Below are 11,105 nucleotides of genomic sequence, written 5' to 3' on the forward strand. Positions count from 1 at the left end.
GAACCGGACTTGCGACTTTCATCGCATCCGGCTCTCCAGTGTTATCTTTCAATGAATCGAGGATCGGTCGTACTGGCCATTGTCAATTTGCAGATGGCAAGCACGACAGACTACTAGTGTCTTTCGTCTGCGAGCAATCATCACTTCTTTCCACGGTGCCTTCACTCGTCGACCAGGTTGGTTGAGATCGGAGAGCTTGCGAATGTGGTGAACCTCCACTTGGTTCGTACTTCCGCACAGTTCGCAGTGATCCGCGACCAACCGTTTGACGAGTTCAGACCGTCGGTTCCAAGAAGGAGATGTTGCCGAATCGGAAAGACCGAAGGGACGATCTTGTTTCCGCAGAGGAATCCCACCGAAGACAGCTACCAACGGCCGCTTATCGGGCCGAGGTTGAATAGCTCCGATGGTTTTTAGAGGACCATGCACGGTGATCGCTTCACTCCGGTATTTTCGGAACACCTGAGAAAGCGTCATCTGATGCTTGGCCGCCAACGTTTTGCAGAGCGAAATCTCCATGGCTCGACGGACTTTGGAAAGCCTTTTCGAGACATTGTGGGCCATGAGGTAGTAATTGACCAACCCTCGCCATTCCGATTGATAAAGCGAGATGATCGAGAGATCGTCATCGCTTAACAGTTCGGGACGATGGATGACCTTTCCAGCCTTCATAAACCGCTGGACTTTCGCCCGCTGAACATCGGCGGGCACGAGTAAGGCAATCTTGCCATTCACACTTCTGGTTCGCTGTGATCCAGCAACCTTCGTGGCGCAATGACTAACCTTGATCTCGTGACCAAGAAAGCGGGCTGATTCGGTCTTAGCGTGCGTCACCAACGTCTTTGCTTGTGACAACTCCAATTGAAGTTGTCCTTGCAGGAAGCAGGCGATCTTCGCTTTGATCTCGTCGGCCTCAACTTTCGGTCCAATGAATCCCAACAGAAAATCATCCGCATAACGCACGTAGGTTAGCCGCCGAAATTCCGGATCGCTCTGGTCACCGCACGGCAACAAGCGCATGGCTTGTCGTGCCGCTCGCCAACCTTCCCGATCTCCAGCTTTCCTGGCCACACGTGACAGGTATTCATAGTGACGGTAGTCACTATTTCTGGCACGTATTTTCCCTCGCGTGTACTGCGGAATCAGCACGTCTTCGACGTAGCGATCGAGCTGATCCAGGTAGATGTTGGAAAGAAGTGGGCTGATCACACCGCCTTGTGGCGTACCACTGAGCGTGCGATTCCACTTCCAGTCCTCCAAGTACCCGGCCTTCAGCATGTTCGCGACGAGTCGCAGCAGGCGGTTGTCCTGAATGCGTTCACCCAAGATCTTCAACAAGACCGAATGGTCTATTTTGTCGAAGCATTTGGAGATGTCGCCTTCAATGAACCAACGGCATGCCTTCCACTGTTTGACTCGGAAGAGCGCCGTATGGCAGCCCCGCTGAGCCCGAAACCCATGGGATGAATCCCGAAACTGCGGTTCGTAGTACGCCTCCAGAAGAGAGCGAACTACGTCCTGCAAGAGCTTGTCGGACCACGTCGGCAATCCCAAGGGACGAGTACCACCCGCTTTCTTGGGAATGTTGATCCGCCGCACCGGCGTCCATTCGTATCGTTCATGCCTTAAAGCATCAATGATCGCATGGATTCGCTCCAGGGACATTCCGTCTGCAGTTTCACCAGTGGCCCCCTTCGTCAGTGCTCCGCTGTTACTGTATATCTTGCCGTAACTTCGGAGGTAGAGTTCAGGGTTAAACAACTGTCGATAGACGCGCTCAAGGGGCATCCCTTGAGTTCCTCGTTCACGATAGATTCCAATTAAAATGTCGGCTTCTTGCATTTCGCATACCTCCAAATGATTTGGAATCAAACACCTGACCCCCTTCGCCATGTGACAGGCTTTCCCTATCTCGGACTACTATGGGGTCTCCGTCGCCGTAGGACTCGCGTCCCTTAGGCGATCCCGTCTTCCAACGTAATGGACATTCAGGGCGAGGTAGGTGCCTCGTTCAAGTCCTTGCGGTTGCTCATTGCAACCCGTCCCCTCGCGGATGCGTTGCCACAACTGGCTTAACTTTGTGGTATGCGAGAGGCAACCGGAAATACAACCGTTGTATCCGGCCTGCTGATCATTACAGCGTGGACTCTGAGGTTCAACCAATCCAGGTTTCACCGTATCGCCCGGGTCTCGCGATGCCTGCCCTAAACGGCTTCGAGGCAGCAATCGCTTTCCAGACATGCTACTTTCCCCCTTTCCTTTCGGTCCGAGGTGGGTCTGGTGACCCGTGGGTAAACTTGCATCCAACCCACTCCGAGTTTCTCGGAGATCCATTACGCCGTGAAACGGCGCACCAACCAGACCAACAACTGGCCAAAGAGCCGGGCCGAAACTCCCGAGTCGCCGCTGCCGGAGACTCCCGCGAGTCCTTTCTCCAGTTCATCAAGAAACAAGACGCAGGGCGCCATGGCATCGACCACCTGCAAGGCTTGCCGCAGATTGCGCTCCGACTCGCCAACCAGACTGCCGAGCATGGCGCCCAAGTCCAGGACCAGCGTTGGCCGGCCTGTCTCACGACCCAACGCCTTCGCAAACTGACTTTTTCCGCAACCGGGTGGCGATAACAAGAGCACGCCCCGCGGCCGCAGCAGGGGATTGGCCTCCCCCTGCCGGCGCATGGCCCGCAGACAAAAGGCTTTCAAGGACTCCAGGCCGCCGAGCTGCGCGAACGATTCTCCACCCCGGTGCAAGGTGAGGAGACCACTCTTCTTGAGCAACTGGGCTTTCTGTTCCCACAGCACCTCAGCCGACAAGCGGCCATGGCGAATGAGCGACAGGGAAAACGCACCTTCGGCCTCGTAACGAGTCAGACCGAGGGCGGCGTCGAGCACCCGCTCGAATTCCATTTCGGGTGGAAGTTCATCCTCTTGCGTGGCAATCCCGCGGGCGATCTCCGCCAGTTGCCGGCGGCCCGGCAAGGCATGCTCCACCACGACAAACTGCTTTTCGAGTTCAGGCGGCAGAGCTACTTGATGCGCCAGGATGACCAGTGAAGTGCGCGACTGCTTGCCGCTCACTACCTGATGGGTCAAGGCTTGCACCGTCTCCGCTCCTTGGAGAAACCGGTGAAAGTTGACCAGCACGACAATCGTTGGCTGGTCGGATGCTGGCAGCGTTCCGGCCACCTGAATGGCCGCGAGGGGATCGGCGGCGAGCGGTGCTGCCTCCAGGCCAGCGAGTTTCATCCCTTGCTGGATATCCCAGACCGCGAATCGCCAACTCTGGGCGTGGCAGAGTTGGGCAATCTCCAGGAGGGCCTCTTCATGTTCGTGCGACTCGATCCAGATTCCTGTGAAGCAAGCGCGCACGAGTTCTTCCAATCGCTGGGTAAGCGACATCGTCGGTTCCTTATTAACGTAGATTGAGACAAAAGAAGTGGCTGCGAGTAGAAACAGATGCGCTCAGCGCATCTGTGCGTGGCAGCCAGGTGGGGGCTAACGTTGCCCTTGAGACTGCGCGAGGTTGGTAGCCTGCTGCTGATAAAACTCCGGCGTCAGCTGTTCGGCCTGGCGCAAGCCGAGGGCCGCTTCGAGCGACTGGCTGGCAGCCTGGCAGCCGGTTCCCGCGAAACCACGGGTAGTGACTTGCGTGGCTCCTTGAGGAGAGACGATGACTTCGATGGTTGGCATCGGCTTAGGCTCCCACGTGAATGACGAGTTTGACGGAACCATCTTGTAACGACTGCTCGGTGACGCGATGTCCTTTGCGGCGCGCTTCGAGTTTGGTTTTTTCGATGGCGTAGGTTTGCAACAGCCGATCAAGTTCGACTTGCGCGCCCCATCGACCGTTGTAGTTGTCGTAGCGGACTTCGCCAGAGGCGAGTTGGCAGACGACCGGATAGCGCCAGCCGGGGAGTTCGACAGCGAGGCCCGTCTCCTGGCGGCTGAAGAGCTGCACGGTGCGGTGGATCGGTGGAGATAAGCGTAGCCGCTCGCAGGCACTGGCGATCGCCACCGGATCGCGCACCTGGGTCTGGATCTGCACAATGTGGGACATGAAATAAGGCTCCTAGGAAAATGGAACGTTGTGTTAACCGTTTACAAAAACTAGCTTGATCACTCCTCTCGACTGTCGGTCGAATCCTCGCGCTCCAACCGGGCCGGTTCGATGGGCGCTGAGAACAGCCGCGGTGAATCGCTGGTCAGTTCCGAGAGCAGGACTTCGGTCAGCGCCGCGTCGTCGGGATCGGGTTGACGGGCCAGGTACAGCAGGTAGGCCATCAGAGCGAAAGGCAACAGTACCGGTGCCAAAACAAGCAGAGCGCTGAGAACAGTCACAGACCGCGTCTCGCGCGCCCGTTCGTCGGCCAAAGCTCGCCGTTCTCGATCGAGAAGTTGCCGGGATTGATCGATTTGAGCAGTGGCCTGACGAAAGGCCGCCTGCTGCTCACGACTAGCCGAGAGTAGCTCTTGCCGCGCGGAAGCATCCGCTTTAACGAGCTCGTCAGTCGCGCGCGTCAACTCTTGAACGTTGGTGGCCATCGCCTCATTCTGCCGAGCTTGTTGCTGCACGCTCTGTTCGGCAAACTGCGCGAGGCGCTCATTTGGTGCAGGGTTACAGCCGCTCATCCAGAGTGGCAGGCTCATCCCCAGGGGGATGAGCAGAAGGGGACGGTTCATCGGGCGGTCTCCGGTGGTGAAAGATTCGGACAAGTAAGCGCTGCAAGGCCCGCCGCAGCCGAATCTCACGGACGAGCGCCAAGGTCAGCAGCAGTGCCAGAAGCGCAAACGCGCTCAGCACTTCGGTTCGAAACATGGGTTCTCCTTTCGAAGCAGAGACAAATAAAAAACCGGGATTGCATTTTCGGAGCGGAAGGGTTCAGGTTGACGCGTTGCCATGCAGAGCGAGAGCAGGGCGGTCTTTGGAAAGACAATAAATCTTTTGGGGTCAAAAATGAAAAAGTGGCTCGATGAGTTGGCGTACCTGTGGCCAACGCACAGCGGAGCAAGTCAGAAGTCGCTCCGGCAACCTTACGGGACGATCGCAGTTGCCGATGATGGATCTGAGCTCGCGCAAGAGGCTCGCGTCTCTTATTTGTGGCGGCCGACCACAGAACTTGGTGAAGAACTCGATGAACGGTTCTCTGTCTTGCATCGCGCCCGAGTAATGCCGAGCGGTGGCCGCATGATCCGCCCTGCTGACCCGGAGATTTTTGCTGGGCAGGCCTCCGCAGTGGGTCAGCTGATTCTTCGCCGTGAACTGAGCGACTACTTGGTAAGCGAACTCAATGCCCTTCCAATTCAACTGATTCGGTGTCGCGCGGCCTCGACTCACGCGTGCATCAGCCGCCGTTTCGCGTGCCACAGCGACTTACACGTCAAGCAAAGGGGAGCTGACCTTATCGGGGCTGGCTCGGTACTGCCGCTTGATCTCGGTCTTGACGCGCGAGGTACCGGCAGACCTTGGACGGTAGAGATCTTGTTGAAAGAGGGCCGGGCTCGCGCGAAAGCAGATGGCCATAGCAATTGTCCTACGGCGACCGTGATTAGCTTTGGGCTCATGGCCGCTGCCGAACGGAATCCGCTGGTGATATCTGCCGCTGAAAGCGAGTCGCTCGTCCGCGCTGCCCTGTTCGAAGTTGTACCCCCACCTGCCGATTGGGAGGATAGGCTGCTCAACGTCGTGACAGAGCGATACGTGGCGGCAGTCGAACGGCGCTCGGCTATGCCACAAGCCAAGTTCGACGCTTCGATGTCTGGTGGAAAATCAAATCTGCCCAAGACCTTGATGGGCAAACCCGGCACGAAAGGCGGCGTGCTTTCGAAAGCGGTGGTGCAGTATGCCTTGCAAGAGCTAACTTGGCTCTCCTACTATTTGTCGGCGATTGCCATCGACTGGTACGCGACTGCTTTCGTGCATGCGCTCGAGTCTCCTCTCGAGAACGAAGATCTGGTGCGATTTAGCCAACTTCATCGGTCACAACCTTACTTCGGCTACTTACCGCTGGCTCTCGTGTGGCGGCGGCAAGAATTGCTGAGGCCGATCATCACAAGGATCTGGCGGGAACCAAGCAATGAATCGCTGTGGCACGTGCTTTGGCGCATGCTTTATTTCTTTTCGTCCATGGTCGAAAACCGCCGTATGGCTGACCGAGCCTTTAAGGGGCTTGGCTTGGCTGATCTTGCGATGCGAGAAGAGATGATACGTCCGCGGCAGAAGAAGCACAGACGATCGCGCTAGACCGGATTTCCCCTGGTGGTCGAAAGACAACTCACCACCAGTGGGATTCGGCCGTGGAAGATGCATACTTAAAACCAACCGATGCCGCGCGCCGGCTCGGCATCTCGGTTACTACGTTCTACGACTGGCTTGGGCAGTCGGACTACGGGCTGCTTGAAATCCGTGGGGAACGAGTGCGGATTGACTATCTGCAAGGAGGTGCTAAAGGGCAAGGTCGTATTCGAATTGCGACGAGCGAAGTCGAACGCATTGTCGAACTGATGCGGGTGCAACCAAAACATCTTCCCGAGCGCCGACCCCCGGTACAGCGTGCCGCATTTCCGGGAATCACGGTACCGTTGGGTAAGCCACGAGAAGCTTGAAGCAGGCAATCCATCTCGTAACACCGCGCTACAGCAATAGATAACTCTCTCCTCAACTTACTATGCGTACCATAACCGCGAGGGGCGACCGTTTTTAGCTGTAAAATAGGAGCGCGGTAGCGATAGTCCACACATCCTCGCGGGAGAAATATCATGTGGCACATCGGTATTGATCTGCATCGGCAGAGCGTTGTCGTTGGGGCGGTCCAGGATTCGGGCGAGGTGCGACCGGTCAGACGTTTTGCCTGTTCCGAAGTGGAGAGCATCGTCAGCTTTTTCACAGAACTGCGCCCTTTCCGAGCCGTAATCGAAGCGACCGGAACCTATCGCTGGCTTTACTCCGTCCTATCGCCACTGGGAACTGTCCTGTTAGCGCACCCGCTGCGGTTGCGGGCCATGTTGCAGCGGCGCAGCAAGACGGACCGCTTGGATGCGATGCTGCTCGCGAACCTATTGCGGATCAACCAGATCCCGCTGGCTCACATTCCTGACGAGTCGTACCAACGGTTGCGCGACCTGACCCGGCATCGAAGTCGCCTCGTGCATGCGCAGGTCGAAGGCAAGAATCTCTTGCGCTGGCTGCTGGCGCGTCATAACGTCACAGCCCCTTACAAGTATCCTTTCGGGCCACGGGGCTTGTACTGGTTTAGTCGGCTTGATCTCGGCGGAGCGGACAACCAGGTGCGTGACGAATTGCTGGAGCGGCATGCGCACTACGAACGCCAACTCAAACTGATTGACGCCAGGCTGGAGACGATGCGCGATGAGTTTCCCGAATGCCAGGCCCTCTTGGAGTTGCACGGCATCGGCACCTTCACCGCGCTGGTGCTAATCGCCGAATGGGGCGACGTCACGCGTTTTCGCACGGCCAAGCAGGCTGCGGCGTACACGGGTTTGACGGCCCGGGTCGAACAATCAGGAACTCATTGCCATCACGGTCACATTACCAAGCAAGGCTCGCCCTGGATGCGTTGGGTGTTGATCGAGGCCGCCATGAAGATCGTGGGGCACGACGTGGCGCTGGCGAACTTCTATACCCGGATTCGGAAACGCGCGAGCGCCAAGATCGCTCGGGTGGCAGTCGCCCGCAAACTGGCAGAGATCTGCTGGAAGCGATTGCGGCGTTGGCAAGCCGACCACCAGGCAGCTGCGAAGGAGGTGGCCATGCCTGTATGAATCACTGCGGGCGCGCCGCAGAAGGCGAGATCGACCCGAAAATTTGCGTCTGGCGAGGCTCTGCCTGCGCCGAGTATATGAATGGGTGTCCCTCGCCGGTGAATGACTACACGGTGCGACGGTCTCCGACCGGCCGGCACGAATGGGTGACTACGATGGCGCGCTTCCCGCGCAGGCTGAGTCCGGAAAGCTAGCCGGACCCTCACTATATAATGACGCGAAATCGGCCGGAATTTAGCTCCCGGCCGCGGAACTCCCACAGTGGGATTGCGTGGAGGGGAGGATTTAGCGCTTTGATGCCAAGCCCGAATGATATAGTCGGGGGCGATCCCTCGCCCCCTTCGGTCCTGGCCCCTGGGACGGCGCTCGGGTCGGTTCCCACCGTTGCCCTATCCTCCGCCCAGGCCACTCATCATTTTAAGCGATGCGCAAGGCAAATAGCGCTGGCACCACCAAATGATCGTCGATGCCGAGCTGAAATCGCTACAGTCGCCCCGCTTGACTTCGCGGTTATGGGTGACGCAAGACTTAAAGAAATTTAGGTTCTCAGCCAGAACCGAGACACAGAGTGTCATTCAATGACATGGTCATGCGTGTGACGAATAGATGACGCTGGTCTCACAAGAGCCTACCTGGATGAACGCAAAGTGCGGACAGAGTTGGCGCCGAACCAATTCGACGACTTGCAGGAGATGATCGCGAAGCATGCCGCAGGGCCGACATTGTGGGCCTTCCCGCGGCAGTGAGGGCCAGCAGTATTCGAGAGGGCGGACTAGCGCCATCCTGGCCGTAGAATCCTTCAGCCGCCAAGCAATCGAGGCGGTTTACTTTGGCGGCCGTACCGTCAGCGAGGCGGCGTAATATCTTGGCTGGAAAATTTGAACGCTCAAGGCGCGAATCAATACGGGGCTGAAATTGCTGCGACAGCAAATGGCAGGTTAAGTGTTTTCGGCGAGAAAATGCGCGAGCCTCAACCTTGGGTTTTGCGTCAACCGCTCACCTAACGGCGCTAACAGCACGCCGATGCCGATCATCAGGAATGGTTCACCCATGCCTCTCACGACCCTTTCGTTGAACCGCCTGAATGAGATCGCCGAGGATCGGATAGACCGTCAGGCAAGCTGTGCGGTAAGGGTATCCTCTCACCGCTGATCTTGGGCGGAAATCCGCCCTTCTCAAGCCACTGCAGAAGGTTCCGTGCGTGGTCGCACGCGTCTTCGAAGTAAGCGTCCTTCATGCACTCGGCGATTAGTTTCCAACAGGCATCGGGGTCCAGGTGCTTCTCCTCTCGAAAGAACGGGGGTTCAGACGAGAGGAGCGTGCACCGACTGCAGTCATTGCGAAACTAAGTCGTGCTAAGCAACCGCATCTGGCGGATCATCACTTCGTTGAAGAGATTCTTCCAGTGGTTGGAACTTTTTCCGATCGCATCTGGATTCCGCCCGAGCTCACGGCTGGTTTCAATTGTGGCCTCCATCAGCTGCTCAGCCAGCGTGCGCCACAGTGTTAGTGTCTGATCAAAACCCTTCTGCCAGCGACACTTGCCGGTGACATCTTTCACAACCGTTGCCCGAAATGCGGCCAGCAGGGGGAACAATGCACCGCGGTACATGCGGCAGTCGCCAGTTTTTCCGATGAACGGAAAATCAAACGGCGGTTGCTTCTTTTCCTTAGTGTCGTTCTCTCGATTGACGGTTTCCATGAATGCGAGAGCCGCACCTTTGCGATTCGCCCCGCCCTTGTTCCACAGGTTGCGAGCTTCCAGGCTGATCGTGTCGTGGAGGACGAGGATGTCCTTCAGGATCGGCTCCAATTGCTTCAACGGAATGGGATTCCTCACGTGACTGTTGAGGACATTCTCCTTACCGGTGTAAGCGCGCGTCGGATGCTTATTGCCTTCGACCGGATAGTCATGGATGTTGAATAGCTCAAGGATACGGAGGACATCGCCGACGTCCATGTCCTGATCTTCGTTCTCGCGGAAAGCGATTTCCTTCAGGTACGGCTCATCCTTAAGCACGGCCTTGATCCAGTCGAATTTGCCGTCGAAATTCGCCAGAGTTTGTTCCTGCACCTGAACGGCGGTGTTCAGGCCGCGGGCGATCTCCGAAGTCAGGCTCGCATTAAGCCCGGTCAAGACTTCCAGCTTCACGAACTGGCGGATGTACATCGCCTCCTTATCCTGATCGGTCAGAGAAGAACTGGCGGCGATCATTGCGTTGTGCTCTTTGATCCGCTCCCTGTTATTCCGGATGATCTTATACGTGTGGCCACCGTCAACGATTCCCTGATTCTTGTGCGTGAACAGAATCTGCGTCGGGTCCTCGTCGTTTTGGCGCTTGACCTCCTGAGCAAGGACCGTGATCCCCTTGTTTTTCAGGTGGAACGTGTTCCGCTCGCCGCTTTCGTTGCGAAGGTGCTTCTCGACTTCCTTGTAGACCCGCTTATTTTCGTTCTGCGGGCGGACGTTCGCATCGTCTACCGGGATGTCGTCTGGAATCTCCTCGATCGGACAGAGGAGGACATGGCGCTCCGACCCTTTCATGGTTGGGTCTGGGAGTCGCCGCGCAAAGCGTGCGCGCAGAGTGATAGTAGTCATCGCATTTTCCCTTTTCTAAATCTGCCGGCATCCGCCGACGAAATGTAAAGAGACATGGCCGAATCCACGACCTGTCTCACTGTTGGTAGAAGAGCGAAAAGACGAAAACGTGTCAACTAGGCAGAATTAGGAATCAGGCATCGTCCAACGACTGACCGAATTCTTCTTTGTACAGACGCCTGGCTGCGGTCACTTCAGGCGACAGGCGGGACTGCATGGCCCCCCGATCGTTCACAAGTGCGGCTACTTCTCGGAATATCCTTTCGGCGAGCTTCTTGCTCGCGGGTGGGTTGACCATGACTCTGACCTTCCGCAGGAACTTCTTGCGATCATCGTTGTTCAGCATCATTCGCTGATCCCAGACCTTCTGGGCGTAGTGGTCGTCGCACCACTGGTTCTCGATGCAGATGCGGATGAAATGCCGTTCAAGGTCGAATTCGTTCACCGGCAGACAGTACGCTACGGTGTCACTTAAGTCACTTGCCGGAATCCCGATTCTCGTGCTCTTCCCAAAGGACGTGATCGAGGGCTATGCCGAGTTCGGTGTAGCGATAGAACACGATGTCAGCGACTACCCCACTCTCGTCGATTTGAGTGCGTTTCAGACCGGCCCGCATATCCTCTTCTGTGATCTCGGGGAGTTCCACGAAGGGAGCGTAGCAGGCAGCAAACAAAATGCCCTTGCAGAATTGCTTCCGCAGGGGCATCCTCTTTTTGCTAGAAAAGAT

General features: G+C 56.9%; 11 protein-coding genes. 3 read left to right on the forward strand and 8 right to left on the reverse strand.

The features are described from left to right. Positions 1-48: 48 nt before the first annotated feature. From ETAA8_RS11135 to ETAA8_RS11155, 5 genes are all read right to left on the reverse strand, one after another. The gene (locus ETAA8_RS11135) at positions 49-1,788 is read right to left on the reverse strand and encodes a reverse transcriptase/maturase family protein (RefSeq protein WP_202921377.1); all 1,740 of its coding nucleotides are present in this window, start codon (positions 1,786-1,788) and stop codon (positions 49-51) included. A 545-nt stretch (positions 1,789-2,333) separates the two neighbouring features. Further along, positions 2,334-3,398: an AAA family ATPase gene (locus ETAA8_RS11140; RefSeq protein WP_145088091.1), complete on the reverse strand. Its 1,065-nt coding sequence runs from the start codon at positions 3,396-3,398 to the stop codon at positions 2,334-2,336. A 96-nt stretch (positions 3,399-3,494) separates the two neighbouring features. Continuing rightward, positions 3,495-3,689 carry a DUF2997 domain-containing protein gene (locus ETAA8_RS11145; RefSeq protein WP_145088092.1) on the reverse strand — a complete coding sequence of 65 codons (195 nt, stop codon included), beginning with the start codon at positions 3,687-3,689 and terminating at the stop codon, positions 3,495-3,497. Between the two features lie 4 nt (positions 3,690-3,693). Further along, positions 3,694-4,056 carry a DUF1257 domain-containing protein gene (locus tag ETAA8_RS11150; protein ID WP_145088093.1) on the reverse strand — a complete coding sequence of 121 codons (363 nt, stop codon included), beginning with the start codon at positions 4,054-4,056 and terminating at the stop codon, positions 3,694-3,696. A 59-nt stretch (positions 4,057-4,115) separates the two neighbouring features. Next, positions 4,116-4,679 (reverse strand): hypothetical protein, encoded by a 564-nt coding sequence (locus ETAA8_RS11155; protein ID WP_145088094.1) that lies wholly within the window; start codon positions 4,677-4,679, stop codon positions 4,116-4,118. 274 nt (positions 4,680-4,953) lie between these two features. On the opposite strand from ETAA8_RS11155, the gene ETAA8_RS11160 reads away from it, so the two are divergent. The 3 genes from ETAA8_RS11160 to ETAA8_RS11170 all read left to right on the forward strand — a co-directional run bounded on the left by ETAA8_RS11160 (position 4,954) and on the right by ETAA8_RS11170 (position 7,778). Next, entirely contained in the window at positions 4,954-6,240 is a 1,287-nt protein-coding gene (locus tag ETAA8_RS11160; RefSeq protein ID WP_145088095.1) for a hypothetical protein, read from the forward strand. Between the two features lie 53 nt (positions 6,241-6,293). Further along, positions 6,294-6,602 (forward strand): MerR family transcriptional regulator, encoded by a 309-nt coding sequence (locus ETAA8_RS11165; RefSeq protein WP_145088096.1) that lies wholly within the window; start codon positions 6,294-6,296, stop codon positions 6,600-6,602. Positions 6,603-6,755: 153 nt separating this feature from the next. After that, positions 6,756-7,778: an IS110 family RNA-guided transposase gene (locus tag ETAA8_RS11170; protein WP_145087198.1), complete on the forward strand. Its 1,023-nt coding sequence runs from the start codon at positions 6,756-6,758 to the stop codon at positions 7,776-7,778. Positions 7,779-9,123: 1,345 nt separating this feature from the next. Here ETAA8_RS11170 and ETAA8_RS11175 read toward each other — a convergent pair. From ETAA8_RS11175 to ETAA8_RS11185, 3 genes are all read right to left on the reverse strand, one after another. Further along, positions 9,124-10,377 (reverse strand): AIPR family protein, encoded by a 1,254-nt coding sequence (locus ETAA8_RS11175; RefSeq protein ID WP_145088097.1) that lies wholly within the window; start codon positions 10,375-10,377, stop codon positions 9,124-9,126. 133 nt (positions 10,378-10,510) lie between these two features. Continuing rightward, positions 10,511-10,822 carry a hypothetical protein gene (locus tag ETAA8_RS11180; RefSeq protein ID WP_145088098.1) on the reverse strand — a complete coding sequence of 104 codons (312 nt, stop codon included), beginning with the start codon at positions 10,820-10,822 and terminating at the stop codon, positions 10,511-10,513. 31 nt (positions 10,823-10,853) lie between these two features. Beyond that, a complete protein-coding gene (locus tag ETAA8_RS11185; RefSeq protein WP_145088099.1) occupies positions 10,854-11,084 on the reverse strand; it encodes a hypothetical protein in 231 nt (76 codons plus the stop codon). Positions 11,085-11,105: the final 21 nt, after the last annotated feature.

This window comes from Anatilimnocola aggregata (assembly GCF_007747655.1).
GTDB lineage: Bacteria > Planctomycetota > Planctomycetia > Pirellulales > Pirellulaceae > Anatilimnocola > Anatilimnocola aggregata.

Excerpts from the sequence above, each read along its gene's own strand:
- ETAA8_RS11145 (WP_145088092.1), bottom strand. The coding sequence starts at position 3,689 with ATGCCAACCATCGAAGTCATCGTCTCTCCTCAAGGAGCCACGCAAGTC.
- ETAA8_RS11135 (WP_202921377.1), bottom strand. The coding sequence starts at position 1,788 with ATGCCCCTTGAGCGCGTCTATCGACAGTTGTTTAACCCTGAACTCTAC.
- ETAA8_RS11150 (WP_145088093.1), bottom strand. The coding sequence starts at position 4,056 with ATGTCCCACATTGTGCAGATCCAGACCCAGGTGCGCGATCCGGTGGCG.
- ETAA8_RS11185 (WP_145088099.1), bottom strand. The coding sequence starts at position 11,084 with ATGCCCCTGCGGAAGCAATTCTGCAAGGGCATTTTGTTTGCTGCCTGC.
- ETAA8_RS11140 (WP_145088091.1), bottom strand. The coding sequence starts at position 3,398 with ATGTCGCTTACCCAGCGATTGGAAGAACTCGTGCGCGCTTGCTTCACA.
- ETAA8_RS11175 (WP_145088097.1), bottom strand. The coding sequence starts at position 10,377 with ATGACTACTATCACTCTGCGCGCACGCTTTGCGCGGCGACTCCCAGAC.
- ETAA8_RS11155 (WP_145088094.1), bottom strand. The coding sequence starts at position 4,679 with ATGAACCGTCCCCTTCTGCTCATCCCCCTGGGGATGAGCCTGCCACTC.
- ETAA8_RS11170 (WP_145087198.1), top strand. The coding sequence starts at position 6,756 with ATGTGGCACATCGGTATTGATCTGCATCGGCAGAGCGTTGTCGTTGGG.
- ETAA8_RS11160 (WP_145088095.1), top strand. The coding sequence starts at position 4,954 with ATGAAAAAGTGGCTCGATGAGTTGGCGTACCTGTGGCCAACGCACAGC.